This is a genomic window from Phreatobacter sp. GW821-FHT04C01 (genome assembly GCF_059420385.1).
In genome coordinates this window covers 432,259-457,468 of sequence record NZ_JBWKTP010000001.1, presented here as the reverse complement: position 1 = coordinate 457,468, position 25,210 = coordinate 432,259, and the positions used below count along the sequence as shown (strand labels likewise).

General features: G+C 67.4%; 23 protein-coding genes. 7 read left to right on the top strand and 16 right to left on the bottom strand.

From position 1 onward, the window contains the following. Positions 1–243 precede the first annotated feature (243 nt). The 3 genes from AC07WJ_RS02120 to AC07WJ_RS02110 are packed head-to-tail and all read left to right on the top strand — an operon-like array spanning position 244 to position 3,980. Positions 244–2,361: a TonB-dependent receptor gene (locus AC07WJ_RS02120; RefSeq protein ID WP_494932877.1), complete on the top strand. Its 2,118-nt coding sequence runs from the start codon at positions 244–246 to the stop codon at positions 2,359–2,361. A 9-nt stretch (positions 2,362–2,370) separates the two neighbouring features. Next, positions 2,371–2,745, top strand: a complete 375-nt coding sequence (locus AC07WJ_RS02115) for a hypothetical protein (protein WP_494932876.1) — start codon at positions 2,371–2,373, stop codon at positions 2,743–2,745. Further along, positions 2,742–3,980 carry an MFS transporter gene (locus AC07WJ_RS02110; protein WP_494932875.1) on the top strand — a complete coding sequence of 413 codons (1,239 nt, stop codon included), beginning with the start codon at positions 2,742–2,744 and terminating at the stop codon, positions 3,978–3,980. The genes AC07WJ_RS02115 and AC07WJ_RS02110 overlap by 4 nt, the downstream gene beginning before the upstream one ends. An 11-nt stretch (positions 3,981–3,991) precedes the next feature. On the opposite strand, the gene AC07WJ_RS02105 is transcribed toward AC07WJ_RS02110, so the two are convergent. The 11 genes from AC07WJ_RS02105 to AC07WJ_RS02055 form a co-directional block, all read right to left on the bottom strand. Continuing rightward, positions 3,992–4,318 (bottom strand): hypothetical protein, encoded by a 327-nt coding sequence (locus tag AC07WJ_RS02105; protein WP_494932874.1) that lies wholly within the window; start codon positions 4,316–4,318, stop codon positions 3,992–3,994. A gap of 109 nt (positions 4,319–4,427) precedes the next feature. After that, positions 4,428–5,219, bottom strand: a complete 792-nt coding sequence (locus tag AC07WJ_RS02100) for an ABC transporter ATP-binding protein (protein WP_494932873.1) — start codon at positions 5,217–5,219, stop codon at positions 4,428–4,430. Positions 5,220–5,307: 88 nt separating this feature from the next. Continuing rightward, a complete protein-coding gene (locus AC07WJ_RS02095; protein WP_494932872.1) occupies positions 5,308–6,573 on the bottom strand; it encodes an ABC transporter substrate-binding protein in 1,266 nt (421 codons plus the stop codon). A 33-nt stretch (positions 6,574–6,606) separates the two neighbouring features. Then, complete coding sequence (locus AC07WJ_RS02090; protein ID WP_494932871.1) at positions 6,607–7,680, bottom strand: branched-chain amino acid ABC transporter permease; 1,074 nt, start codon at positions 7,678–7,680, stop codon at positions 6,607–6,609. 6 nt (positions 7,681–7,686) lie between these two features. Continuing rightward, positions 7,687–8,574, bottom strand: a complete 888-nt coding sequence (locus AC07WJ_RS02085) for a branched-chain amino acid ABC transporter permease (protein ID WP_494932870.1) — start codon at positions 8,572–8,574, stop codon at positions 7,687–7,689. Beyond that, the gene (locus AC07WJ_RS02080) at positions 8,574–10,526 is read right to left on the bottom strand and encodes an AMP-dependent synthetase/ligase (protein WP_494932869.1); all 1,953 of its coding nucleotides are present in this window, start codon (positions 10,524–10,526) and stop codon (positions 8,574–8,576) included. Before AC07WJ_RS02080 ends, AC07WJ_RS02085 begins: the two co-directional genes overlap by 1 nt. After that, a complete protein-coding gene (locus AC07WJ_RS02075) occupies positions 10,523–11,359 on the bottom strand; it encodes an ABC transporter ATP-binding protein (protein ID WP_494932868.1) in 837 nt (278 codons plus the stop codon). The genes AC07WJ_RS02080 and AC07WJ_RS02075 overlap by 4 nt, the downstream gene beginning before the upstream one ends. An 8-nt stretch (positions 11,360–11,367) precedes the next feature. Beyond that, positions 11,368–12,975, bottom strand: a complete 1,608-nt coding sequence (locus AC07WJ_RS02070) for an acyl-CoA carboxylase subunit beta (protein WP_494932867.1) — start codon at positions 12,973–12,975, stop codon at positions 11,368–11,370. Between the two features lies 1 nt (position 12,976). Next, a complete protein-coding gene (locus AC07WJ_RS02065; RefSeq protein ID WP_494932866.1) occupies positions 12,977–13,477 on the bottom strand; it encodes an acyl-CoA carboxylase biotin carboxyl carrier protein subunit in 501 nt (166 codons plus the stop codon). 1 nt (position 13,478) lies between these two features. Next, the gene (locus AC07WJ_RS02060) at positions 13,479–14,960 is read right to left on the bottom strand and encodes an acetyl-CoA carboxylase biotin carboxylase subunit (protein WP_494932865.1); all 1,482 of its coding nucleotides are present in this window, start codon (positions 14,958–14,960) and stop codon (positions 13,479–13,481) included. After that, positions 14,957–15,550, bottom strand: a complete 594-nt coding sequence (locus tag AC07WJ_RS02055) for a TetR/AcrR family transcriptional regulator (RefSeq protein ID WP_494932864.1) — start codon at positions 15,548–15,550, stop codon at positions 14,957–14,959. Before AC07WJ_RS02055 ends, AC07WJ_RS02060 begins: the two co-directional genes overlap by 4 nt. Positions 15,551–15,742: 192 nt before the next feature. Between AC07WJ_RS02055 and AC07WJ_RS02050 the strand changes: the two genes are divergently transcribed. Beyond that, on the top strand, positions 15,743–16,945 hold the full coding sequence (locus AC07WJ_RS02050) for an acyl-CoA dehydrogenase family protein (RefSeq protein ID WP_494932863.1): 1,203 nt from the start codon (positions 15,743–15,745) through the stop codon (positions 16,943–16,945). A 299-nt stretch (positions 16,946–17,244) separates the two neighbouring features. On the opposite strand, the gene AC07WJ_RS02045 is transcribed toward AC07WJ_RS02050, so the two are convergent. Further along, positions 17,245–18,072: an enoyl-CoA hydratase/isomerase family protein gene (locus AC07WJ_RS02045; protein ID WP_494932862.1), complete on the bottom strand. Its 828-nt coding sequence runs from the start codon at positions 18,070–18,072 to the stop codon at positions 17,245–17,247. A gap of 85 nt (positions 18,073–18,157) precedes the next feature. On the opposite strand from AC07WJ_RS02045, the gene AC07WJ_RS02040 reads away from it, so the two are divergent. Genes AC07WJ_RS02040 through AC07WJ_RS02030 form a run of 3 tightly spaced genes read left to right on the top strand, consistent with a single transcriptional unit; the run spans position 18,158 to position 21,635 of the window. After that, on the top strand, positions 18,158–18,937 hold the full coding sequence (locus tag AC07WJ_RS02040) for an enoyl-CoA hydratase-related protein (protein WP_494932861.1): 780 nt from the start codon (positions 18,158–18,160) through the stop codon (positions 18,935–18,937). Next, positions 18,934–20,751 carry an acyclic terpene utilization AtuA family protein gene (locus AC07WJ_RS02035; RefSeq protein WP_494932860.1) on the top strand — a complete coding sequence of 606 codons (1,818 nt, stop codon included), beginning with the start codon at positions 18,934–18,936 and terminating at the stop codon, positions 20,749–20,751. The genes AC07WJ_RS02040 and AC07WJ_RS02035 overlap by 4 nt, the downstream gene beginning before the upstream one ends. After that, positions 20,748–21,635: an SDR family oxidoreductase gene (locus AC07WJ_RS02030; RefSeq protein ID WP_494932859.1), complete on the top strand. Its 888-nt coding sequence runs from the start codon at positions 20,748–20,750 to the stop codon at positions 21,633–21,635. The genes AC07WJ_RS02035 and AC07WJ_RS02030 overlap by 4 nt, the downstream gene beginning before the upstream one ends. Before the next feature lie 34 nt (positions 21,636–21,669). On the opposite strand, the gene AC07WJ_RS02025 is transcribed toward AC07WJ_RS02030, so the two are convergent. The 4 genes from AC07WJ_RS02025 to AC07WJ_RS02010 all read right to left on the bottom strand — a co-directional run bounded on the left by AC07WJ_RS02025 (position 21,670) and on the right by AC07WJ_RS02010 (position 25,078). Continuing rightward, positions 21,670–22,707, bottom strand: a complete 1,038-nt coding sequence (locus AC07WJ_RS02025; protein WP_494932858.1) for an amino acid ABC transporter substrate-binding protein — start codon at positions 22,705–22,707, stop codon at positions 21,670–21,672. Between the two features lie 66 nt (positions 22,708–22,773). Continuing rightward, positions 22,774–23,427 (bottom strand): L,D-transpeptidase, encoded by a 654-nt coding sequence (locus tag AC07WJ_RS02020; RefSeq protein WP_494932857.1) that lies wholly within the window; start codon positions 23,425–23,427, stop codon positions 22,774–22,776. A gap of 43 nt (positions 23,428–23,470) precedes the next feature. Next, positions 23,471–23,926 (bottom strand): hypothetical protein, encoded by a 456-nt coding sequence (locus tag AC07WJ_RS02015; RefSeq protein WP_494932856.1) that lies wholly within the window; start codon positions 23,924–23,926, stop codon positions 23,471–23,473. 345 nt (positions 23,927–24,271) lie between these two features. Continuing rightward, positions 24,272–25,078, bottom strand: a complete 807-nt coding sequence (locus tag AC07WJ_RS02010; RefSeq protein WP_494932855.1) for a phytanoyl-CoA dioxygenase family protein — start codon at positions 25,076–25,078, stop codon at positions 24,272–24,274. Positions 25,079–25,210: the final 132 nt, after the last annotated feature.

The following is a 25,210-nucleotide window of genomic DNA, read 5'->3' as shown; positions in this document are numbered from 1 at the left end:
AGTTTTTAGAGGATTTAAAGAGTAGGCAGTCTAGAACAAGTATATAGTTTAACAGATCGTCTATTGCCGATTGACGCGATAGCATCGCATCTGCATTTTGCGGCGCTTCGATGGCATTGTGACTGGACGATAGAGATGCACCGCGCGCCAAGATTGCACAGGACTGGCACGGCTCTGATGGCCGCGGGCCTTGGGGGTCTTGTTGGAACGGTTCTAGCCTTTCCGGCTCATGCTCAACAGAGCATGGCTCTGGATGAGATCACGGTCACCGCGACCCGCGCGGCGCGCCCGATCGAGCAGGTCCCGACCACCGTCCAGGTGATCGAACGCGCCGAGATCGAGCAGCAGCTGCAATTCTCCAACAATCCGGCGGTGGCGCTGAGCAAGCTGATCCCGGGCTACTCGGCCTCGACCGAGACCATTTCGGGGGCCTCGGAAAGCTATCGCGGCCGCGGCCTGCTGGTGATGATCGACGGCGTGCCGCTGAACACGCCGCTGCGCGACGTCTCGCGCATCGCGGCGATGATCGACCTGAATTCGATCGAGCGGATCGAGGTGGCCTCCGGCGCCTCCAGCCTCTACGGCGCCGGCGCCACCGGCGGCACGGTCAATTTCATCACCCGCCGGCCGGTCGACGGCAAGCCGCAGGTGACGGTGAGCACGGCCTTGCGCGCCTTCACCGCCAATCCCGGCAATTCGCTGGCGCCCGAGGTCTCGGTCAGCGTGCTCGGCGGCCAGAACGGCTTCGACTATTCGGTCATCGCCACCGGCCGCGCCGCTGGCCGGACCTATGACGGCGCCGGCCGCGAACTCGCGTCCGACGCCATGCTCGGCCAGGGCGGCGGCGACCGCTACTGGAACGGCAATCTGTTCGCGCGCCTCGGCTACAACTTCGATGCCGCACGCCGCTTCGAGATCTCGGCCAACATGATCCGGCTCGAGCAGAACCCGCAATACAACACGCTCTATTCCGGCACCTATGCCCGGCCCGACACCAGCACGCTCTATGCGGGCCAGAGCGTCATGGAGCGCACCAGCGCGTTCCAGGCACGCTATACCGACACCTCGTTCCTGCTCGGCAATCTCTCGGTGCTGGGTTTCTACAACGACACCAACAAGCGCTTCAATTATTCGAGCTATTCGTTCCCCTATAACAGCCAGGTCTATTATTCCGGCAACCCGGCCTCGCCGACCAGCCCGGCCAACCAGACCATCCTGCATTCGACCCGCTACGGCGTGAACGCCACCGTCGACACGCCGCTCGACTTCCTGTGGCGCGGCACCAAGCTGACCTGGGGCGTCGACGCGGTGCGCGACCACACCTCGCAGGAACTGACCGACGGCCGCGCCGTGTTCACCCCGCTGGCCCAGACGACGCTTGCCGGCTTCACCCTGCTGCAGGTGCCGATCACCGACCGGCTGACCGTGCGCGGCGGCATCCGCTACGAGAACTTCGCCCTGACCGTGTCCGACTATACCCGCCCGGACGTCTATGCCGGGCTCAGCGCGGCGACGGTGTTCCTGCTGCCGGCGCTGCGCGTCACCGGCGGCTCGTTCAACTATTCGGCCCCCACCTACAATCTCGGCGCCACCTTCAAGCTGACCGACACGATCGACATCTATGGCGGCTTCAGCCAAGGCTATGCCCTGCCCGATATCGGCGCCTTCACTCGCCGTGCCGGCTCGACGCTCGCCTATGCCTGCCCGGTCATGATGCCGGCCTGCCTGCCGGCGGGCACCACGGTCAGCTATGCGAGCATCGCGCCGCGCGCCCAGCTGGTGAACAATTACGAGATCGGCATTCGCGGCCGCATTGGATCGTTCCGCGGCGGTCTCGCCGGCTTCGTCAGCACCTCCAATGACGGCGTCACCTTCGATTCGGTCACCAACCAGCTGTCGCAGCAGAAGGAGATGATCTACGGCGTCGAGTTCCAGGGCGAAGTGGCGCTGTCCAGCGCCTTCACCCTGGGAACCAACCTGACCTATCGCGAGGGCCGCTACGATTCCAACAAGGACGGCCGGCTCGACAGCTGGCTGCCCAATAACCGCATCGCCAACCCGTTCCGCGGCACGCTCTACGGCACCTATCGTTTTGACAACGACGTGGCGCTGCGGGTCGAAGGCGTCGGTTTCACCGGCCGCGAGCAGCCGATCAACCTTGCCGGCACGATCTATACGATCCGCCCGGGCTTCACCATGAACGCCTCGGTGACCGCCCCCGTCCATGGCGGCCAGGCCTTCCTGGCGGTCAACAACCTGTTCGACACGCTCTACGAAAACCCCTCGGCGACCTCGGTGCGCAACCTCACCAGCTATGCCTGGGGCCGCACCGTCACCGCCGGCTATCGCCGCAGCTTCTGAGCCTCGATCATGGTGAAACTCGACCAGGGCGCCGACGGCATCGTCACCTTGGCGTTGCTGCCGCCCGACCAGGCCGGCGACGAGCGCGCCTATCTCGACGCGCTCAGACTCGTCGGCCGGCTGGACGGCCACTACGCCCTGCTCACCCTGTTCGGCGGCGGCGGCAAGCTGTCGCCGGCCGGCGAGCGCGAACAGGCGCTCTGGTACAAGGCGACGCGCGACCACATGAACCGTCATTGCCGCGGCATCGCCATGGTCCGCCCCGGCGCCACCGCCGAGACCGCCGCGGTGTTCCAGAAGCTCTGGTCGTTCCCGGTCTCGGTCGCCGCCGACGAGGCCGCCGGCCGCGCCGCCCTGCTCGCCCATCTGGGAGCTGCCTCATGACGCTTGCACTCGATGCCGCCAGGCCGCCGGGCCGCATGCGCCTGTTCGTGGTGCTCGCCGGGCTCTATGTCGCCCAGGCGATCCCGTCCTACCTGTTCGCGGCGGCTATCCCGCCGATCATGCGCGAGCAGGGCGTTTCGCGCACCGCCATCGGCTCGATTGCCATCCTGTTCCTGCCGCTGGTGCTGAAATTCCTCTGGGCGCCGCTGGTCGACCGCATCCGGCCGGTCGCCCGCGCCCATCGCGCGAGCTGGGTATTTCTCACCCAGGCCGGCATCGTCGGCTGCATTCTCGCGCTGCTCGCCGTCGAGGTCACCGATGTCAGGGCGGTGCTGGTCATCGGGTTCATCGCCTCGCTGCTGCTTGCCACCCAGGACATCGCCACCGACGGTTATGCCGCCAAATACCTGCCGGAACAGGACCGGGCGGTGGGCAATGCCATCCAGGGCGGCGCCGTCGCCTTCGGTGTCGTGATCGGCGGCACGCTTGGCCTGGTGCTTTATCATTATGTCGGCTGGGCCTGGATGCTGATCACCATCGCGGCCTTCTCGGTGCTGCCGCTGGTCGCCGCCGTGATGATGCGCGAGGACGATCCGGCAGCCTCGGCGGCAACCGCGCCACGGCCCTCGCTGATGGCCTTTCTCAGGCGGCCCGAAGCGCGGCAGATCCTGTGGATCGCGCTGATCTACCGGGCCAGCGAAGGCTTCGTGAAGGCGATGGAGGGTCCCTATCTGGTCGATGTCGGCGTGCCCTTGAACCAGATCGGCTATCTCTCCGGCACCGCCGCCGCCACCGCCGGCATCGCCGGCTCGGCCATTGCCGCCTGGCTGATCAAGCGGCGCGGCCTGAGCTTCGTGCTGAGCCTGCTCGGCGGCATGCGCACGCTCTGCTTCCTGCTGTTCGCGCTGCACGCCTTCGGCATGATCACCGGCAAGGAGGCGCTGTTCGGCGCCGCCGGTTTCCAGACCCTGATCCGCTACATGGAAATCGTCGCGCTCTACAGCCTGTTCATGGCGGTGAGCTCGTCGGACCAGCCGGGCACCGATTTCACCATTCTCGCCTGTGCCCAGCTGGTGGTCTATCTCGCCGGCTCGATGCTGTCGGGCCGGATCGCCGACTGGCTCGGTTACGGCCCGCTCTTCGCCCTGTCGACGCTGCTCTCGGCCATTGCGGTGCTGGCGACCCTGCGCATGCTCCGCCACGTCAGGCTCGGACAAGGCGGGAAGCCGGCCTGAGGCCAGGGCTTTCAGTCGGCCAGCCAGACCAGCTCGACCAGGAACTGCGCCCCCGGCATTTCGTCGACCGTGCCGTCACACAGGATCTTGTCGCCTTCCGGGGTCCCGATCAGCCGGACATGGACCTCGTCCTGGCCGAAGATCGTCTCCAGCCCCGGCCGCTGGCTGTGCCGATGGGTGGTGACGTCGAGGGTCACCCGATTGCCCTGCTGGCCCTGGGTCCCGATGAAATAAAAGCCGCCATCGCCGCCCCAGAGCCGGCCGTCCTGGACGTGCAGCACCCCGGTGCCCCAGCCGAGCGGGCTCTGGAAACGCAGCCTGTAAAGCCCGTCACGCATGTCGGGCCTCCTTTCGTCGCGATGAAACCGGCGGGCTGACTAACCCGGATTGGGCGCGCCGGCTATGGCTTGCATTGGCCGGGCCTTCGCGCCGAGGCGCCGCCGCCGCTCAGGCGAGCCAGCGCTTGCGCCGCCGATAATGCTTCACCGCGTGATAATCGACCTTGTGATTGCCGCCGAGATAGGCCTCGGCGACGTCGGGATTGCTGCGCAGCACCTCGGCCGCGCCGCCCATCAGGATCCGGCCGTTCTCGATCAGATAGGCCTGTTCGGCAATGTCGAGGGCGGCCGCCGCGTTCTGCTCCACCAGCAGCACGGCGACGCCGCTATCGGCATTGATGCTGCGGACGATGTCGAAGATCTCGTCGACCAGGAACGGCGCCAGCCCCAGGCTCGGCTCGTCGAGCATCAGGAGCTTCGGTTCGGTCATCAGCGCCCGGCCGATCGCCAGCATCTGCTGCTCGCCGCCGGAGAGATAACCGGCCTTCGCCTTGGCCCGCTGCTTCAGCCGTGGAAACATGCCGAACACCTTGTCGATCAAGGCCGTGACATGGCCGCGGTCGCGATGCATCGAGGCCGCCGCGATCAGGTTTTCCTCCGGCGTCAGGTGGCCGAAGACGCGTCGGCCCTCCAGCACATGAGCGATGCCGCGCCGGACCCGGTCCGGCGGGTCGAGCGCCAGGATATCGTCGCCGGCAAAGGACACCTCGCCGCGCGAGACCTCGCCGCGCTCGGGCTTCAACAGGCCGCTGATCGATTTCAGGATCGTGCTCTTGCCGGCGCCATTGGCGCCGAGCAGGGCGACGAGGCCGCGCTCGGGCACGTCGATCGACACGCCTTTGACCGCCAGGAACACGCGGTCATAGACCACCTCGACATTGTTGAGCGTGAGAAGGGTCATCAAGCACTCCGCTTCGGTCCCGCTCCCGGCCATACGAGGCGGAGAGCGGGACATATCCAGGCAGCCGGGCGTCGCGACGCTCAGGGCCTCACTTGCCCGAGCGCCGGAACTCTTCCGAATATTTGCGCACCTCGGCCCAGACGACGTCCTGGTTGGCGGTGAACCAGTCGGTCACCGGCACGAATTTCGCGCCGTCCCAGCGGGCGATGCGGCCCTGTCCGCCGCCCTGGTGGTCTTCCTTGGTCACCGTGGTCGGCGGCAGCAGGCCTTCGGCGGTGAAATTGGTGATCGAGCGCAGGCCCTCGTTGAGCCAAGGTCCGGTCACCGGCCCGTTCGGCGCCTTCTCGAAGGCCTTGCGCACGCCCTCGACCATCAGCGAGGCCATCTGGACCCCGTAATTGTAATAGCTGGTGCCGACCTTGGCCTCGGGACCCGCGCCTTTGCCCTTGGCCACCACCTCGGCCAGGATGTCCTTGATCGGCTTCGGGTCGCGGCCGCTGACGCAGGGCTCGACCTTCAGCACACCCTTGGCCGCCTCGCGGCCGACCACGTCCATGTCGGATTCCGACAGCCAGACGCTCGACGAGACCCGGTCCATGCGCATGCCGTTGCGAATGGCTTCGGTCAGCGCCACGGTCTGGCCGACGCCGGCGCCCCAGAAGATGACGAAATCGGGCCGGGCGCGGCGCACCTGCGGCCAGATCGCCGCCTGGTCATTACCCGGCGGGGTATAGGGGAAGGGCAGGAGCTCGAAACCAAGGCGCTGGGCGAGCACCTGCAGGATCGGCAGCGGCTCCTTGCCGAAGGGCGTGTCGATATGGACGAACACCACCTTCTTGCCACGCAGGTTGCCGTTCTCGACCTGGCGGAAATAGTCGATGATCAGGCCGGCCTGGGTCCAGTAATTGATCGACAGCGGCAGCACATAGGGAAAGCTCGTGCCGTCGGCCGCGTCGCTGCGCCCGGAATAGGCGGTGACCAGGTTGACCTTGTCCTCGAGCGCCCGGGGCACCAGCGCGCGCGCCACCGGCGTCGACAGCGGGTCGATCAGCACCGAGCCTTCGCGCTTGCCGCGCTCATAGGCTTCGATCGCCCGCGGCAGGTCGTTGGCGTGATCGGAAACGTCGGCGACGATGCGATAGCCGTTGATGCCGCCGCGCTCGTTGATCAGGGTAAAATAGTCGCGCTGGCCCTGGTTATATTCCGAGGTCACGAAGGTGTAGATGCGCGTGAAGTCCTGGGACAGCGTGAAGCGGACGACCTTGTCCTGGGCAAAGGCGCCCGTGGTCGACACGGCCGGAGCGGCAAGGGCTGCCGCCGTGCCGGATAGGAAGATGCGACGGTTGACTGACATTGTGCGTTTCCTCCGCCCTTTGTTTTGGTGCCGTTACCGTTGGGCGTGGCGGAACGGCCAGACGAGCAGATAATTCCGGAGATTGTCATAGATCTTGGCGAGCCCGAGCGGCTCGTAGAGCAGGAAGCCGATGACCAGCGCGCCATAGGCCATCAGCGGCACATGGGCGCGCAGGTCGATCGACATGCTGACCCCGAGCGTGGTCGAGGCCAGGCCCATGAGATTGTTCAGCACGATCGGTGCGAACAGGATCAGCGCCGCGCCGAAGAACGGCCCGAGCACGCTGCCGAGACCACCGACGATGACCATGGCGAGCAGCTGGATCGACAGCTCGATATGGAACTGGTCCGGCGACACCGCGCGCAGGTAGCAGACCGCCAGCACCGAGCCGACAACGCCGCCGATGAACGAGCTGACCCAGAAGGCGAGCAGCTTGTATTTGAAGGTGCTGACGCCGAGGATCTGCGCGGCATAATCCTTCTCGCGCACGGCGGCGAGCGCCCGGCCGAAACTGGTCCGGCGGACATTGAGCATGAACAGGGTGACCAGCACGCAGACCGACAGCGCGACGAAATAGGTCTCGACATCGCCGCGCACACTCATGCCCAGGAAGCGCACTGGCGGCACCTGGATGGTGGCGAGCGACCCGCCGCTGATCGCCGGCGTCTGCGAGATGACGAAATCGACGATATACTGCATGGCGAGCGTCGCCATGGCCAGATAGATGCCTTTGACGCGCAATGCGGCGGCACCGAAAATGATGCCGATGGTGGCGCTCAGCAGGCCGCCGGCGATCATGGCGAATTCCAGCGGCACGCCGTAGCGCACCAGATGCACCGAGCCATAGGCGCCGATCGCCATCACCGCGCCATAGCCGAGATGGATCTGTCCGGCGCCGCCCATCACCAGGTTGAGCCCGAGCGCCGCGGTCGACCAGATCAGCCAGGGCAACAGGTAGCCGGCAAGATAGAGCCGGTCGAGAGTGAACGGCGCGGCCACGAGGAAGGCCAGCACCAGCAGGATCAGCCAGCGGTCGAAGGCCAGGGGGAAGAGCTGGCGCTCGTCCTGGTAGCGGGTGTGTCGGATACCGGCGCGCCTGTAGAACATGGGACCCTAGACTCTCTCGATGTGCTCGCGGCCGAACAGGCCGTGAGGCTTCAGGAGCAAGGTGAGAAGGATGATGACGGAGGCGACGATGTCGCGGGTGCCGCCGCCGACCAGGGGATCGATGATGCCGGTGGCGAGGCTTTCGGCGACCCCGACGATCAGGCCGGCGACCAGGACGCCCGGGATCGAATCGAGCCCGCCCAGGATGGCGATCGCCAAGGCCTTGATCAGCAGCAGCGACAGCGACCAGTCGACGCCTTGCGTCGCGCCCCACAGGATGCCGGCGCCGGTGGCGGTCACCGCGCCGAGGCCCCAGGCGACCGCGATCGCCTTCTCGACGCGGATGCCGACCGACCAGGATGCGGTCTGGTCGTCGGCGACCGCGCGCATGACGATGCCGTAGCGCGAGTTGAAGAACAGAAGCGACAGCAGGATCAGGCAGAAGGCGATCGAGCCGCCGATCATGGTCGAGCGGTTGATCAGCATTTCGCCGATGAAGATCGGCGCCTGGGGAATGCCGATATCGAGCCGCTTGACCGCCGCGCCGAAAATGCCGGGCATCAGGCCGCGCAGCAGGATTTCGATGCCGAGCGTCAGCATGATGGTCATGATGACCGGCTGGCCGATCATCCGCCTGAGCGCGACGCGTTCGACCATGGTGCCGGCGAAGAACATGGCGACCAGTGCCAGGATGATGGCGAGCCACATCGGCGCGCCGAGCCCGGCCGAGATCGCCCAGGTGATATAGGCCCCGGTCATGCCGATGGCGCCCTGCGCGAGGTTGGCGAGCCCCGAGGTCTTGTAGATCAGCACGATGCCGAGCGAGACCAGCGCATACATCAGGCCGACAAAGACCCCGCTGAGCGCCAGTTCGGTGATGAGGATGACGTCCATCAGGCGGGGACCTCGCTGATCGTGAGCGTGCGCCGGATCACCCCGTGCTCGCCGCTTTCATAGGTGATCGCGGCATCGAACACGGTTTGCCGCTCGGTGCCGTAGAGCGCTTCGATCAACGCGGCATAGGTGGCCTCGATGACGTTGCGGCGGAGCTTGCGGGTGCGGGTGATCTCGCCGTCGTCGGCGTCGAAATCCTTGTGCAGGTTGACGAAGCGCCTGACCCTCAGGCCTTCGGGCTGCAGCGTGTTGACATGGGCGATGACGGTGCCGACCAGGTCCATCACCTCGGGTTTCTGCGACAGGTCGGCATAGGAGGTGTAGGAGATCCGCCGCTCCTCGGCCCAATGGCCGACCGCGTCGAAATCGATGCAGACCACGGCGGTGAGCCGGTCGCGCCCGGCGCCCATGACCGCGACATTGCGGATATAGGGGCTGAACTTCAGGCGATTCTCGATGAAGTTCGGGATATAGCGCTCGCCGGCGGCGGTGCGCACGACTTCGCTGACCCGGCCGAGCACGACGAGGTCGCCGTCCTCGTCGAGGAAGCCGGCATCGCCGGTGTGCAGCCAGCCGTCGACGATCGCCTTGGCGGTGCCCTCGGGGTCGTCGAAATAGCCCGCGATGACCGAAGGCGACTTGACCAGGATCTCGCCCGTGTCGTCGATCTTCAGTTCGACCCCGGCCATGGGCCGCCCGACCGTGTGCAGCTTGACCCGGCCTTCGCCTTGCGCGGCGGTCAGCGCGCAGGTTTCGGTCTGGCCGTAGAACTGCTTCAGCTTGATGCCGAGCGCACGGAAGAACAGGAAAGTGTCCTCGCCGAGCGCCTCGCCGCCGGTGAAGGCACGCTCGGCCCGCCCGAGCCCCAGATAATCGCGCAAGGGCGCATAGACCAGCGCGTCGCCAACCCGGTGAACCAGCCGCTCGGTGAAGGTCGGCTGGCCGCCGGCCAGCCGCTTGCGCTCCAGCGCGACGGCCCGCGGCATGAAGACGTCGAACAATTTGCGCTTGAGCGGCGTCGAGTTCTTCATGCCGACCTGGATGCGCGTCAACATCTGGTCCCAGGCGCGCGGCGCGGCGAGATAGAAGGTCGGGGCCACCTCGCGCAGGTCGTGCATGACGGTTTCCTGCCGCTCGGGGATGTTGATGGTGGCGACCATCATCAGGCCGGCGCCGAGCGTGAAGACGAAGTCACCGACCCAGGCGGTCGGCAAATAGGCGAACAGTTCCTCGTGCGCGTGGAAATAGCCGCTCGCCGCCGCGTTCAGCACGCCGCGGGTGACGTTGCGGTGGCGCAGCGGAATGCCCTTCGGCTGTCCGGTCGTGCCCGAGGAATGCAGAAGGACCGTAACATCGTCGGGGCCGGCCCGGCCGATAAGCTCAGCGGCGAGCCCCGGCTCGCGCGCGAGCCTCGCCCGTCCCTCGGCGATGATCGCCTCGAACGACACGATGCCCTCGTCGGCATAACTGCCGAGCCCGCGCGGGTCGTCATAGATGATGGTGGTCGGCCGGCCGATCCGGGCACGCAGGTCCAGGAGCTTGTCGACCTGCTCCTGGTCTTCGGCCACCGCGATGATCGGCGAACCGTGACGGGTCGAGACCACCAGTTCGTCGAGCGGCACGTCCGGATAGACCGGCGACGGGAAGGCGCGCAGCACATTGGCCGCGAGCATGGAGAAATAGAGCCGGGGCCGGTTGTCGCCAATGACGATCAGGGCGGCGCCGGGCGCCAGACCCCGCGCCTCCAGCGCGACCGCCATGGCCAGCACCTCGGCCAGCACCTCGCGCCAGCTCAGCTCCTGCCAGACGCCGTATTTACGCTCGCGAAAAGCGATGCGGTCGGCCGATTCGGCGGCGTTGCGGGCGAGCGCCGCGACCAGGGTCGCCGGCTGGCCGTCTTCGTGTTTGGCCCAGGTCACCGGCACCGGGAGCTTGGTCAGGAGCGCGTTCATGGTGCGGCGGCCTCCTGGTGACGCTTGGCGGCGCGCTCGCCGAGATAGGCCGAGACCACGCGCGGATGCGAAATCGCCTCCTGCGGCCGGCCCTCGGAAATGATCTCGCCATAGCTGAGCACGACGACCCGGTCGCAGATCGCGGTGACCACGTCCATGTGATGCTCGATGATCAGGATGGTGACGCCGCGCGCCTCGCGGGCATCCAGGATGAAGCGGGCGATATATTCCTTCTCCTCCTGGTTCATGCCGGCCATCGGCTCGTCCAGGATCAGGAAGCGCGGTTCGGCGACCAGCGCGCGCGCCAGCTCGACGCGTTTCTGCAGGCCGAGCGGGATCACCTCGACGGGTTCGTCGCGAATGTCCTGCAGCTGCATGAATTCGATGATTTCCTCGACGATGCGCCGGTTCGCCAGCTCCTCGCGCTGCGCCCACCACCAGTAGAAGAAGGTGCCGAGCGCGCTCGGCCGCATATGGACGTGGCGGCCGATCAGGATGTTGTCGAGCACGCTCATGCCCTTGAACAGAGCGAGGTTCTGGAACGTGCGGGCGACGCCGCGGCGCGCGATGGCGTGCGGCGCGATATGGGTGATGTTCTCGCCGAACAGCGTGACCGTTCCGGCGTTCGGTGGGTAGAAACCGGTGACCACGTTGACCAGCGTGGTCTTGCCGCTGCCGTTCGGCCCGACCAGGCCGAAGATCTCGCCCTCGCGCACGTCGAGCGAAGTGCCCTTCAGGGCCTTAAGGCCGCCGAAGGAGCGTTCGATGTCGCGGCAGGCCAGCACGACTGGACGCTCAGCGGAGGCTTTGATGTCGATGCCGGTTGCGCTCATGGCCCGCCTCACATCCTGAAGACGCCGTAATGAGGATCCTTGCCCGGCGCATTGAGCGCCGCCGACAAGGCGATGGCCAGTGCATTTCGGGTGTCGACGGGATCGAGAATGCCGTCGTCCCAGATTTCCGAGGTCGAATAATAGGCACTCGACTGGCGCCGGTACTCGTCCAGGATCGGATCGCGGATCGCCGCGATGCCGCCCGCGTCCAATTGCTCGCCATTGCGGGCGAGCTGCCGGATCTTGATGTCGGCCAGCACGTTGGAGGCCTGCTCGGCGCCCATCACCGAAATCTGGCTCTGCGGCCACATGAACAGGAAGCGCGGGTCGAAGGCGCGTCCCGACATGCCGTAATTGCCGGCGCCGAACGAGCCGTTGACCACCAGCGTGATCTTCGGCACCTCGAGGCCGGTCACCGCCATGATCATCTTGGCGCCGTCCTTGGTGATGCCGCGATGCTCGTATTCGCGGCCGACCATGTAGCCGGTGATGTTCTGCAGGAACAGCACCGGTGTGCGGTTCTGGTCGCAGAGCTGCATGAAATGCGCGCCCTTCAGCGCGCTGTCGTTAAACAGCACGCCGTTATTGGCGAGGATGCCCACCGGGCAGCCCCAGATATGGGCGAAGCCGCAGATCAGCGTCGTGCCATAGGCCGGCTGATATTCGTGGAACCGGCTGCCGTCGACGAGCCGCGCGATCACCTCGCGCATGTCGAACTGCACCTTGATGTCGCGCGGAATGACGCCGTAGAGCTCGTCCGGATCATAGGCCGGCGGCTCGGGCGTCGCCCATTCGACCGGCGCCTTCGGACGCTTCGGGAAGGTTCCGACGATCTCGCGGGCAATGGCGATGGCGTGGCGCTCATTGCTCGCCGGATAGTCGGCCGTGCCGGAAATGCGGGTGTGCACGTCGGCGCCGCCGAGCTCCTCGACGGTCACCTCCTCGCCGGTCGCCGCCTTCACCAAAGGCGGACCGCCAAGGAAGATCGCGCCGGTGCCCTTGACGATGACGTTGTATTCGCTGAGCGCCGGCACATAGGCGCCGCCCGCGGTGCAATGGCCGAGCACGATCGCCACCTGCGGCACGCCCATTTTCGACAGCGTCGCCTGGTTGCGGAAGATCCGGCCCGCCAGATAGCGATCGCCGAACAGCTCCGCCTGCAGCGGCAGGAAGCCGCCGGCGCTGTCGCACAGATGCACCACCGGCAGGCGGTTCTCGATGGCGATGTCGAGCGTGCGGACGATCTTCTTGACCGAGAGCGGATACCAGGCGCCGCCCTTCACGCTGGCATCGTCGGCATGGATGATGACCTCGCGGCCCGAGACGATGCCGATGCCGGAGACGATGCCGGCGCCCGGCACGTCGCCGCCATAGGCATGGCCGGCGGCGAGCGTCGAGAGTTCGAGGAATGGCGTGCCGGGATCGAGCAATGCCTCGATCCGGTCGCGCACGAACATCTTGTTCTGGCGCGCCAGCCGCTGCAGGTCGCGCTCGGGGCGGATCAGCCGGGCCTCGCGCTGGCGGTTCTTGAGTTCCTCGGCGAGGCCGCGGTTATGGGCGAGATTGGCCTGGAATTCGGCCGAGCGGGTGTCGAGCTGCGAGATGATCTTGCGCATGTCAGGCCTCGCCCGCGGTCAGGCTGACCAGCGGCGCATCGCGGTCGAAACTCTGCCCCTCATGGACATGGATCTCGCCGATGCGGCCGTCCTGCCAGGCCCGGATGGTGGTCTCGAGCTTCATGCTCTCGATCACCAGGATCGGATCGCCGGCGGCGACCTGCTGGCCGGCCACCGCATCAATGCGCACCACCGTGCCGGGCATGGGCGCGCGGGCCATGTCGCCGCCGCCTTTGGCATCGTCGTCGGCGAAGCGCCGGGCCGGATCGAGATGGCGGATGACGTGCGCGCGGCCGTCGACATGGACGTGCAGCAGCTCGCCCTCGGCCACCACGACGACCTGCTGGGAGATCCCGTCGACGGTCAGCGTCCGGCGCTGGCCGTCGAGATCGGCCAGCGCCACGCGGGCCTGGTCCTGGTCACGATGCAGCCGGTAGCCGGCGCCGTCGCGGCCGAGCCAGATCTCGGTTTCCGTGCCGGCTATGTCGAAAGCGTGCCGCATGTCAGTTCCGCCAGGCGCCGATGGAAGCGTGAAGGGTGGGGACCGCGTCGGCGCCGTCGCGCACCGCGCGGGTCGCCAGCGCCGCGATCGCCAGGAGCTTGCGCTCGGTGACCGGATCGAGTGGCGGCGCGGCGGCGAGCTCGGGATTTTCGTCGAGCCAGCCGGTATGCACCTCGCCGGCGGCGAAAGCCGGATCGGTAATGAGCCGGCTGAGGAATGCCATATTGGTCTCGCAGCCGAGCAGGACGAAGTCGGCCAGCGCCCGGCGCGCGCGGTCGATCGCCTGGGCCCGGTCGGCGCCATGGACGATCAGTTTCGCCAGCATCGGATCGAATGATGTGGTGACCCTTTGGCCGCGCGCGAAGCCGGAATCGACCCGGACGCCCTCGCCCGCGGGCAATTCGAGCGCCAGGATCCGGCCGGTGGTCGGCGTGAAGCCGCGCTCGGCGGACTCGGCATAGATCCTGAGTTCGATGGAATGACCCGACGCGGTGATCTCGCGCTGGCCGAAAGCCAGGGCCTCGCCGCCAGCGACCCGCAATTGCTGTTCGACCAGATCGAGCCCGGTGACCATTTCGGTGACGGGGTGTTCGACCTGCAGGCGGGTGTTCATTTCCAGGAAATAGAACTCGCCGCCGCCGAAGATGAATTCGACCGTGCCGGCATTGCAATAGCCGGCGGCGCGCGCGATGCCGGCCGCCGTCTCGCAAATGCGCTCGCGCAAAGCCGGGCTCAGCGCCGGCGACGGCGTTTCCTCGACGATCTTCTGGAAGCGCCGCTGCACCGAACATTCGCGTTCGCCGAGATGCACGACATGGCCATGGGCATCACCCAGCACCTGCACCTCGATATGACGCGGCCGCTCGACGAAACGTTCGACATAGAGCCGGCCGTCGCCGAAATAACGTTTGCCCTCGCTGCGCGCCTGGACGATCTCCTGCTCGAGCACCGCCATGTCGCGTACGATGCGCATGCCCTTGCCGCCGCCGCCCGCGGAAGGCTTGACCAGCAGCGGCGCGCCGAGCGCGCGCGCCCGGTCGACGAAGCTCGCGGGATCATCATCCTCGATCGCCGAGGGCGCGACCGGAAAACCGCGTTCGGCGACGAAGGCGCGGGCCCGGATCTTGTCGCCCATCAGGTCGATCGCCTCGGGCGTCGGTCCGACGAAGACGAGGCCGGCGGCTGCCACCGCGCGGGCGAAGCCGGCATTCTCCGAGAGGAAGCCGTAGCCGGGATGGATCGCCTGGGCGCCCGAACGCCGGGCGGCCTCGATGATCTGGGCGCCGTCGAGATAGGCGGCGACCCCGGTCGCGCCTTCGATGCGCACCACCTGGTCGGCGGCGGTCGCCGCCGGCGAGCCGGCATCGGCGTCGTGGCAGGCGATGACGCTGCGCAGGCCCATGCGCTTGGCCGAGCCAATGATCCTCAGCGCGATCTCGCCGCGATTGGCGACCAGCAAGGTGTCGAAAGGCAAGGCGCTCATCGTGCGGCTCCCGCATCCGGCCGCGCGATCAGGCCGTAGCGCAGCAATTCGACCAGGTTGCGCGCGGTCGCCCCGACATCCAGCGGCCGGCCGTTGACGGCGGCCCAGGAGCGGTGCTCGATCGCGCCGAAGATGACGTCGCGCACCAGGCGGATATCGATATCGCCGCGCACCTCGCCATTGGCCATGCCGGCCTCGACGATGCGCACCAGGATCGAGGTATAGCGCCGGTTCAGCTCCTGCACCGGCGAGCCCTGGTAGTCGCTGGCGGTCCGCACTTCGGAGATAAACAGCCGGCAAAGGTCCGCGTCCGCCACGAAGGCCTGAAGGTGCCGGTGGATCAGGTCGTGCAGCCGGGTTTCGAACGGCGCGTCGCGGGTGGCGATGGCGTCGAGATCGACCATGGTCCGCTCGTAGAAGGCGCGCAGCACTTCGTTGAGCAGGTCGCGCTTGTTCTGGAAATAGCGATAGGCGAGCCCGTCCGAGACGCCGGCGGCGCGGGCGATATCGGCAATGGAGGTGCCCTCGAAGCCCTTCTCGGCAAAGGCCTGCTTGGCCGCCAAGAGGATCGAATCGCGGCGATCCTGCATTCGTTTCGCGCTGATCACAGGCATGAGAATGCCTGTGCCGCGGCCGGGCCGCGCCAGTCCCTGAACATGATGTCCTCCCCCGGAGCGCCTCTTGTCGGAGACTGGGCGCTTGCCAAGTTGCCCATAGTGAATATTATTCATTGAAGCCTGTCAACACGCCCAAAGCGGCGGAAACGTCCTGGGGAGGACAAGATGGACACCACCGGAACCGCCGGGCGCAATCGCTCGGCCTCGGCTTTCGACCTGACCGCCGACCAGCAGGAAATCCTTGATCTGGCGTCGCGATTCGGCCGCGACGAGCTGCTCGCCCTGCAGCCGCGCATGGACGACGAGGAGTGGTGGCCGCCGGAAGCGATGCCGCAGCTGGCCAAGATGGGGTTCCTCGGCGTCACCGTGCCGGAGGAACTCGGCGGCAGCGGTTCGGACTTCTTCACCTCGGCCCTGATCACGCAAGGATTGGCCCGCTACAACCCGGCGATCGCGCTGTCCTATGTGGCGCATGAAAACCTGTGCCTGAACAATATCGCGCGCAATGCCAGCGCCGAGGTCAAGCGCCGGGTCGTGCCCGGCCTCTGCGACGGCTCGAAGATCGGCGCGCTCGCGCTGACTGAGCCCGGCGCCGGCTCCGATGCGCTCGGCTCGATGGCGACCACGGCGCGGCTCGACGGCGACAGCTATGTGCTGAACGGCCGCAAGCTCTACATCACCAACGGCCCGGTCGCCGATATTGTGCTGGTCTATGCCAAGACCGACAAGGCCAAGGGCGCCAAAGGCATTTCCGCCTTCATCGTCGAGAAGGGCACGCCCGGCTTCGCGGTCGCGCAGAAGCTCGACAAGATGGGCTTTCGCGGCTCGACCACCGCCGAACTGACCTTCGACGACTGCCGGGTTCCGGCCGCCAACATGGTCGGCGCGGAAAACCGCGGCGTCGCGGTTGTGATGAGCGGGCTCGACCTGGAGCGCGCCATCGTCGCCATGATCAATGTCGGCATGGCCGAGCGCGCGCTGGAGCTCGCCATCGACTATGCCAAGACGCGCGAGCAGTTCGGCCGCCGGATCGGCGACTTCCAGCTGGTCCAGGGCAAGCTCGCCGAGATGTATGTCACCATCGAAGCGATGAAGGCGCTCTGCTACCGCACGCTCGCCGAGGCGAACGACCTGGAAGAGGGCGCCGGCGGCCGCGGCGAGATCCACAAGATCACCGCCGCCGCCATCATGTTCGCGGCGGAAGGCTGCAGCAAGGTGGTCGCCGATGCCGTGCAGATCTTCGGCGGCGCCGGCTATATGCGCGAGACCGAGGTCAACCGGCTCTACCGCGCCTCCAAGCTCCTGGAGATCGGCGCCGGCACCACCGAGATCCGCAAGCTGATCATCGCCGGCGAATTGCTGCGCTAAGGCTACGCGGTGGCCGTAACCGGCGGATCTCGGTGCACACAGGTCTTGGATGTCGGAAGCAAGTCCGGTCAATGCGGCACGCCTCGCTCCAAGGACAATTCTCGTCTTGGCCGGGCTTGTCCCGGCCATCGACGAATTGACCCAGCCTCAAGTCGTGGATGCCCGGCCCAAGGCCGGGCAAGACGAGGTGCGTGTGCCTGCGGGCATTCAGAATCCGCGGCGGATCATCGGTTTCACGACGCTCGGCGCAGCCCCGATGACGAGCTGGGTCATCGGCTCGGAGCGGAGCCGCCCGCACCCTATGGCTCGAACCCCGGCACACGCCGTTCCAGGAAGGCGGCGATGCCTTCGCGGAAATCCGCCGTGCCCGCCCGCTCGACAAACGAGACCTTCTCGGCGGCGAGCTGTTCGGCGAAATCCGCCGTGACGGCGGAATCGACGAGGCGCTTGACCGCTGATATCGCGCCATGGGCGCCGGCGGCGATCCGGCGCGCGATGACGAGCGCCTCGGCCTCGACCTCGCCCGGCGGCACCACCCGATTGACCAGGCCGAGCGTCAGCGCGGTGCGCGCGTCCATCGGCTCGTTCAGGAGCATCACCTCCATGGCGCGGCGCGGGCCGAGCAATCGCGTCAGCGACCAGGTCGTGCCGCCATCCGGGCTAGTGGCGATCTTGGTATAGGCGGAAAGGAAGGTCGCATCCTCGGCGGCGACCCCGAGATCGCAGGCGAGCGCCAGCCCCAGGCCACCGCCGGCGACCGGCCCTTGCAGCGCGGCGATCACCGGCTGCGGCATGTGCCGGATCACCAGCATGGTCTGGTGGAACAGGTCGATCAGCCGGCCAGCGGTCGCCGGTGCACCGGCCGGATCCCGGTGGAACAGCGTCAGGTCGCCGCCCGCCATGAACGAGCGGCCGGCACCCGCGAGCACCACGGCCCGGACTGCCGGCATGGCCGAAACGCTGGTGAAAACCTCAAGCAGGCCTTCGCCCATGGCGATGTCGAGCACGTTCAGCTGCCGGGGGCGATTGAGCCTGATGGTGGCGACCGGTCCGTCGACGGCGAGCAGGACGGGCCCGGCATTGGTCGGGTCTCTATCGGTCGGGTCTCTATTGGTCTCTTGGGGCATGGCTTCCTCCACGTGGCGCCCTTGAACCTCGGGCGATTTCGGATAGAGTCCAGCAAAAATGAATAACATTCAATGGGAGAAAACGATGGCCGATGTCCGCGTCGAAACGCGGGGGCAGGCGCTTTGGCTCACGATCGATCGCGAGGACAAGCGCAATGCCCTTGATGATGCCGTGCTCCATGCTTTGCGCGAAGGCGTCGAGACCGCCGGCCGCCAGGACGGGATCCGCGCCGTGGTCATCACCGGCGCCGGTTCGAAAGTGTTCTGCGCCGGCGGCAATCTGAAACAGGATGCAGAAGGCGACCCCTTCCGTGTCGATCCCAATCGCCTCGACAATCCGGTCGCCCTGCTGCTTCGGGCGATCGAGGACTGCCCGGTGGCAACCATTGCCCGGGTCAACGGCCATGCGCTCGGCGGCGGTTTCGGCCTGGTCTGCGCCTGCGATTTCGCCCTTGCCGCCGACCATGCCCGGCTCGGCACGCCGGAGATCACGCTCGGCCTGTTTCCGCTGATGATCCTGCCCTCGATCCTGCGGGTGCTCTCGCGTCGCGACGCGTCGCGGCTGGCAATGACCGGCAAGCCGATCTCGGCGGCCGAGGCCCAGGCGATCGGCGCGGTCAACGAAGCGGTGCCGCAGGCCGAACTCGATGCCAGGATCGACGAGCTCGTCGCCGCGCTCGCCGGCGGCGCCCCGACCGCGATGCGCTTCGGCCGCCGCGCGCTCAACACCATTGCCGAAATGCCTTATCTCGCCGGGCTCGAATATGCCCAGCGCGTCCTGCCGCTGCTGGCCAAGACCGATGACGCGGTGGAGGGTTTCAAGGCCTTCAACGAGCGGCGCGCGCCGCGCTGGGTGACGTCATGACCGATCGGAACAAGACCATCCGCATCGGTTGCGCCTCCGGCTTCTGGGGCGACACGCCGGCCGGCGCCCGGCAATTGGTCGAGCGCGGCGCCATCGACTATCTCGTCTTCGACTATCTCGCCGAAATCACGCTGGCTTTGCTCGCCCGCATCCGCGCCCGCAAGCCGGAACTCGGCTTCGTGCCCGACTTCATCGAGACGGTGGCGACGCTGCTGCCCGCGATCACGCAGCGCGGCATTCGCGTCGTCTCGAATGGCGGCGGCATGAACCCGCGGGCCGCGGCCGCCGAACTCGCCCGGCGGGCGACGGCACTCGGCCTCTCGCCGAAAATCGCCGTGGTCACCGGTGACGATCTGCTGCCGCGCATCGAGGAGATCAGGGCCGGCGGCATTCGCGAAATGTTCACCGGCGCGCCGCTGCCGGACAAGCTCACCAGCGCCAACGCCTATCTCGGCGCCGGCCCGATCGCCGCCGCGCTCGCCGCGGGCGCCGATATCGTCATCACCGGGCGCTGCGTCGATTCGGCCGTCACCCTTGGCGCGCTGATGCACGAATTCGGCTGGAGCCGAACCGCCTATGACCGGCTGGCCGCCGGCAGCCTCGCCGGCCACCTGCTCGAATGCGGCGCGCAGGCGACCGGCGGCCTTGCCACCGACTGGGCCGAGGTGCCCGGCTGGGACGACATGGGTTTCCCGATCGCCGAATGTCGCGCCGATGGCGGCTTCGTCATCACCAAGCCGCCGGCGACCGGCGGCTTGATCACGCCGCTCAATGTCGCCGAGCAGATGCTCTACGAGATCGGCGACCCCAAGGCCTATTTGCTGCCCGACGTCGCCTGCGACTTCAGCGAGGTGGTGATGACCGGGGCCGGTCCGGACCGGGTCGAGGTCAGCGGCGCGCGCGGCCGGGCGCCGTCCGGCCAGTTGAAGGTCAGCGCGACCTTCGCCGACGGCTTCCGCACCATCGGCACGGTCACCATTGCCGGTCGGGATGCCGCGCCGAAGGCAAGGCGTACCGGCGAGGCGATCATCGCGCGCGCCCGCCGGCTGATCGGCGAGGCGGGACTGAAGGACTTTCGCGAGACCTCGATCGAGGTCCTCGGCAGCGAGGCGACCTATGGCGATGAGGCCCGCCCCGAGGCACGGGCCAGCCGCGAGGTGGTGCTGAAGATCGCCGCGCGCCATGAGGCCGAGGCAGCCCTTGCCACGCTCGCCCGCGAGATCGCGCCGGCGGCCACCGCCATGGCCCAGGGCCTGACCGGCTTCTTCGCCGGACGGCCCGGCGTCCAGCCGGTGCTTGCGGGCTATTCCTTCCTGGTGCCGGCTTCCACGGTCACCGCCACCGTTGAAATCGACGGCAAGCCGGTCGCTTTGCCGGCAACTGATTCAGCTCTGGCCGCCGTGGAGGCGGCCGCCCGGCCCGCCGCGCCGCCGCGGGAGCCATTGCTCGCCGGTGCCGATCGATCGGTGCCGCTGATCGCGCTGGCGGTCGGGCGCAGCGGCGACAAGGGCAATTCCGCCAATATCGGCGTGATCGCGCGCAAGCCGGACTATCTTCCCTTCATCCGGGCGACGCTGACGTCCGAACGGATCAGGGACTATTTCCGCCACACCGGCGTCACCCGGGTCGAGCGCTTCGACCTGCCCGGCATGAACGCCCTCAACTTCGTCCTGCACGATTGCCTGGGCGGCGGTGGCGTCGCCTCGCTGCGCATCGATCCGCAGGGCAAGGCCTTCGCCCAGATGCTGATGGATATTGCCGTCGTCGTCCCCGCCGATATCGAGGTTTCCGCGCTGGGAGCGCGCCGGTCATGACCATTCAAGCACGCCACATCGCGCCAGCGCCGACGCGCACCAATGCATCGGACCAGGAGCTGCTGACCGCGCCGCTGACCTATCGCGACGACCTCTTGAAGGATCAGGTGGTGCTGGTCTCGGGCGCCGGCAGCGGCATCGGCAAGGCCATCGCGATCCAATGCGCCCGGCTCGGCGCCAAAATCGCCATTTGCGGCCGCAAGGCCGACAAGCTCGAGGCGACCGCCGCGCTGCTCAGCGGCATCGGCGCCGACGTCATGGTGCGCCCCACCTCGATCCGCGACGCCGAGGATGTCGGCCGGCTCCATGCCGAGGTCTGGGACCGCTTCGGCCGGCTCGACCATCTCGTCAACAATGCCGGCGGCCAGTTTCCCCAGGCCGCGATCGACTATTCGGTGAAGGGCTGGAACGCCGTCATCGACACCAATCTGAGCGGCACCTGGCACATGATGCAGGCCGCCGCCCGCGGCTGGCGTGATCACGGCAAGCCCGGCTCGATCATCAATATCGTCACCGTGGTCTGGCGTGGCATGCCCGGCGTCGCCCATACCTGCGCGGCGCGCGCCGGCGTGATCTACCTGTCCAAGACCGTGGCGATCGAGTGGGCGCCGCTCAATATCCGGGTCAATTGCGTGGCGCCCGGCGCCATCGCCACCGAGGGCATGGACGTCTATTCACAGGAAGCCCAGCGCGACCTGCCGCGCTCCAACCTGATGCAGCGCTTCGGCCAGGCCCGCGACGTCGCCGACGCCGTCACCTATCTCGCCGGTCCGAGCGGCGCCTTCGTCACCGGCGAGGTCATGGTGGTCGATGGCGGCAACCAGGTCTGGGGCGATCAGTGGACGATCCCGCGGCCGGACTATTTCGGCGGCCAGGGAGCCTGATCCCGGTCACCCCGGTCGAACCGCCGGCGGCCGCTCAGCGCAGCGGCGGCGCGTAGAGGATGCCGCCCATGTTCCACAACTGGTTCAGGCCGCGCGGGATGCCGAGGCGCGATTGGGTGCCGACATTGCGCTCATAGACCTCGGCATAATTGCCGACCGCGCGCACCGCCTGGATCGCCCAGCCATTGCCCAGCCCGAGCTGGCTGCCGAAACCGCCCTCGGTGCCGACGAAGCGGCGGATATCGGGTTTCGCCGAGGTCAGCGCCTCCTCGGCGGTCTTGCTCGAGATTCCCAGCTCCTCGGCATTGACCAGCGCGAAGTTCACCCATTTGACAATGGTGAACCAGGCGACGTCGTCCTGGCGCACCACCGGGCCGAGCGGCTCCTTGGAAATGATATCGGGCAGGATCGTCGCATCCGCCGGCCGGGGCAGCTTCAGCCGCTCGGCATAAAGCGCCGACTGGTCGCTGGTCAGCACGTCGCACTGGCCGGTCTCGAAAGCCTTCAGCGCCTCGGCCGAGGTCGCGAAGGTCCGCGCCTCCAGCTTCATCGCATTGGCCACGAAGAAATCGCGCAGATTGGCTTCCGTGGTCGTCCCCGATTGCACGCAGACCGTGGCTCCGTCGAGTTCGAGCGCCGAGGTGACGTTGGGCCGGCGCGCCACCATGAAGCCCTGGCCGTCGTGATAGGTGATGCCGGCGAACAAGAGGCCGGGCCCGGCCTCGCGCTCGAGCGTCCAGGTCGAGTTGCGCGACAGCACGTCGATGCGCCGGGTTCGCAGCGCCTCGAACCGTTCGACCGCCGAGAGCGGCACGAATTCCACCTTGGCCGGATCGTTGAAGATGGCGGCGGCGAGCGCCCGGCAGAAATCGACGTCGAAACCCGACCACTGGCCCTTGTCGTCGCGCTCCGAGAAGCCGAACAGCCCCTGGCTGACCCCGCAGGCGAGCGTGCCGCGGTCGCGCACCGCTTTGAGGGTCTGCGCGCCGGCATCGGGGGCGATGAGCGTGATCATCGCCGCGCCGGCCAGCGCCAGGAACTTGCCAGTAGCGGCACGGATGGCCGTGAACATGGGCGTCATCTCCGGCATCTGTTGTCTTGTGTGCGGGTCTTGGGCCGCGGGTCTTGGGCCGCGCCCTCACAAGGCGGCGGCGTGGCGGACGATCACCTTGGTTCCGACCGGCACGCGGTCATAGAGATCGGCGACGTCGTTATTGACCAGCCGGAAACAGCCAGACGACACCGACTGGCCGATCGTCTGGGGCTGGTTCGTGCCATGGATGCGATAGATGGTGGCGCCGAGATAGAGCCCGCGCGCGCCCATGGGATTGCCGGGGCCGCCGGCCATGAAACGCGGCAGGTAGGGCTGCCGGGCGATCATTTCCGGTGGCGGCCGCCAGTCCGGCCATTCGCTCTTGCGGCTGATCCGCTGCAGGCCCGACCACTGGAAACCCTCGCGGCCTACGCCGATGCCGTAGCGCAGCGCCCGGTTATTGCCCTGGACCAGGTAGAGGAAGCGTTCGGAGGTATGGATGATGATCGTGCCGGGCGCTTCATTGGTGCGGAAATAGACCATCTGGCGGGCAAACGGCCCCTCCAGCTGCTCGGCTTCCGGCGTGGGGACCCGTCCCGGCTCGTCGCCGATCGTCATGGTTTCGCGCATGGCGGAGGCCGGCGCGCCCTGCGCCAGCGCCGGGCCGGCGCCGACGGCCGCGAGGCCCAGGCCGACAAGACCCGCAACGGCGGTCAGGGCCTGGAAAAATCGCCGCGCATGAAACTGGGATGCTGTCATATCCGCTGCCTCATTCCTCGTCGCATTCAATGTCGTCGCGTCGTCAGCGCCCGCAGCGCACATAGACCATCGTGCCGTAGCGCTCGGCGACTTCCGGGTTGACGAAACGCATGATCAGCACCGGCTCGTTGAACGAGACGATCTCCCGGTCATGCGGTTCGCCGGGCGGTGCGTCGAAACCCAGATAGGTCTTGCCGCCCGGCCCGCCCTTCAGTTTCAGCTCGTAGAGCGTCGAGTCGTCGGCGACATGCATCATGATGCCGTCGGTCGGTCCCTTGGTGATCACATAGGGCTGGCGGCACTGGCCGCGCGCCTGCGCCTCGGTCCGCGCCCGGTCCTGGTCGCGCCGGAACGAGGCGACGCCCCAGCGGCCGATCAGGCTCTCGGTCGCATAGGCCGGCGGCAGGCCGGCCTGGGCGACGGGCGCCGCCACCTCCGGGGTGCTGGCGCAGCCGGCAAGCAGGCTCGTCGCGACGATCAGGCTGAACGTAACGGCCATTCGCCGGGCGCCGGGGGTCGAAGAATTACCCAGGTCGTGCAACGACATCGGACCGGAAGAAGACGGCATGAAGACATCCTCGGGGAAGCGTTACTGGCGCGATGCTAGGAGGTCACGCACGATCTGTCACCTGTTCGATCGGAACTCAGTACAAATCCGGGGGTGTTTCTCAGGTGGGGCCTGGAGCTACTGTCCAAACGACGACGCCATGCCCGGCAAACTCACCGCGTCCCCAAGCGGCATTCTCGTGGAATCCGCGAGACGGCAGGCGGCCGGCCAAGAGCCGCCCCGCCGCCTGCTTGGTTCCGGCCGCGGCCGGCCGGACAGGCCGGCCCCTATCGCGCCTCAGGACGGAACCGACAAGGCGTCCCGGATTGCCTGCTCGACGGGTGAATGGTCGCCGTCGACCCGCTCCAGCACCAATGGTCCGGCCGGCAGGAGCGGAGGCTGCGCCAGGAAACGCGGCCGCGAACCCCGATGCGGCTGGGCGGCATGGACCAGGAAGGGGTGGCACAGATAGACCGAGCCCGCCGCGCCCGTCGCCAGGACGTCCGGCCGCTCCGCCGATTCGGCGAAGCCATTGGCCGCCAGCTCCCGCAGCGACAACCCGGCCTCGCCCGCCGGCGCCAGCAGCCGAGCGATGTCGCGATGGGAGCCGGCGCGAATGCGGGTCGGCGCATCGTTCTCCCCGACATCGGAGAACAGGAACAGCATGAGCAGCGCCCGCCCCTTGGAGACGATATTGGCGCGCCACGACAGGAAATCCGGGTTCTCCAATCCGAAACTGACATCGATGTGCCAACCCGCATCACCGGGGTCGTCGGCCGACGGAAACCGGACGGGACATGTTCCCAGGGCCCGGCATGGGCGCCAGCGGCCAGGCCCGACCAGTTGATCGAACGCGCCGTGAAGGATCGGCGTGTTCGCGGCCTCGATGAAGGGCTCCTGCCCATACATCCCGAGCCGGATGACCGGCTTGCTCCATGTCGCGGGATTGTCGGGATCGCAGCCGGTATCGCGCCAGAGGATCGCACGGGCGGCGTCCGCGACCGCACGCGGGAAAGCCTCCTCGACCTTGACGAAACCCTGATGGATGAATTGCTCGACCTGCGCGGCGCCGAGCGCACGCGTCCTATTGCCGGTATCGGGCATGAATTCCTCTCGCAACATCGGCCAGCCGAAACGCTCCGCTCACCCGGAGCGGGGCTGGCAAGGGACCTTCGGGCGGCTCGATCCGTCCGGCTTCCGGCCCGCCGAGCGGGCAATGCCGGTCAGGCTCGGAAG

Bases quoted from the DNA above. Each gene is read 5' to 3' on its own strand.
- AC07WJ_RS02060 (WP_494932865.1), bottom strand. From the start codon at position 14,960: ATGAGCGCCTTGCCTTTCGACACCTTGCTGGTCGCCAATCGCGGCGAG.
- AC07WJ_RS02040 (WP_494932861.1), top strand. From the start codon at position 18,158: ATGGCCGATGTCCGCGTCGAAACGCGGGGGCAGGCGCTTTGGCTCACG.
- AC07WJ_RS02080 (WP_494932869.1), bottom strand. From the start codon at position 10,526: ATGAACGCGCTCCTGACCAAGCTCCCGGTGCCGGTGACCTGGGCCAAA.
- AC07WJ_RS02085 (WP_494932870.1), bottom strand. From the start codon at position 8,574: ATGGACGTCATCCTCATCACCGAACTGGCGCTCAGCGGGGTCTTTGTC.
- AC07WJ_RS02020 (WP_494932857.1), bottom strand. From the start codon at position 23,427: ATGACAGCATCCCAGTTTCATGCGCGGCGATTTTTCCAGGCCCTGACC.
- AC07WJ_RS02030 (WP_494932859.1), top strand. From the start codon at position 20,748: ATGACCATTCAAGCACGCCACATCGCGCCAGCGCCGACGCGCACCAAT.
- AC07WJ_RS02110 (WP_494932875.1), top strand. From the start codon at position 2,742: ATGACGCTTGCACTCGATGCCGCCAGGCCGCCGGGCCGCATGCGCCTG.
- AC07WJ_RS02075 (WP_494932868.1), bottom strand. From the start codon at position 11,359: ATGAGCGCAACCGGCATCGACATCAAAGCCTCCGCTGAGCGTCCAGTC.
- AC07WJ_RS02065 (WP_494932866.1), bottom strand. From the start codon at position 13,477: ATGCGGCACGCTTTCGACATAGCCGGCACGGAAACCGAGATCTGGCTC.
- AC07WJ_RS02070 (WP_494932867.1), bottom strand. From the start codon at position 12,975: ATGCGCAAGATCATCTCGCAGCTCGACACCCGCTCGGCCGAATTCCAG.
- AC07WJ_RS02115 (WP_494932876.1), top strand. From the start codon at position 2,371: ATGGTGAAACTCGACCAGGGCGCCGACGGCATCGTCACCTTGGCGTTG.
- AC07WJ_RS02055 (WP_494932864.1), bottom strand. From the start codon at position 15,550: ATGCAGGATCGCCGCGATTCGATCCTCTTGGCGGCCAAGCAGGCCTTT.
- AC07WJ_RS02120 (WP_494932877.1), top strand. From the start codon at position 244: ATGGCTCTGGATGAGATCACGGTCACCGCGACCCGCGCGGCGCGCCCG.
- AC07WJ_RS02105 (WP_494932874.1), bottom strand. From the start codon at position 4,318: ATGCGTGACGGGCTTTACAGGCTGCGTTTCCAGAGCCCGCTCGGCTGG.
- AC07WJ_RS02035 (WP_494932860.1), top strand. From the start codon at position 18,934: ATGACCGATCGGAACAAGACCATCCGCATCGGTTGCGCCTCCGGCTTC.
- AC07WJ_RS02100 (WP_494932873.1), bottom strand. From the start codon at position 5,219: ATGACCCTTCTCACGCTCAACAATGTCGAGGTGGTCTATGACCGCGTG.
- AC07WJ_RS02015 (WP_494932856.1), bottom strand. From the start codon at position 23,926: ATGGCCGTTACGTTCAGCCTGATCGTCGCGACGAGCCTGCTTGCCGGC.
- AC07WJ_RS02090 (WP_494932871.1), bottom strand. From the start codon at position 7,680: ATGTTCTACAGGCGCGCCGGTATCCGACACACCCGCTACCAGGACGAG.
- AC07WJ_RS02045 (WP_494932862.1), bottom strand. From the start codon at position 18,072: ATGCCCCAAGAGACCAATAGAGACCCGACCGATAGAGACCCGACCAAT.
- AC07WJ_RS02010 (WP_494932855.1), bottom strand. From the start codon at position 25,078: ATGCCCGATACCGGCAATAGGACGCGTGCGCTCGGCGCCGCGCAGGTC.
- AC07WJ_RS02025 (WP_494932858.1), bottom strand. From the start codon at position 22,707: ATGTTCACGGCCATCCGTGCCGCTACTGGCAAGTTCCTGGCGCTGGCC.
- AC07WJ_RS02050 (WP_494932863.1), top strand. From the start codon at position 15,743: ATGGACACCACCGGAACCGCCGGGCGCAATCGCTCGGCCTCGGCTTTC.
- AC07WJ_RS02095 (WP_494932872.1), bottom strand. From the start codon at position 6,573: ATGTCAGTCAACCGTCGCATCTTCCTATCCGGCACGGCGGCAGCCCTT.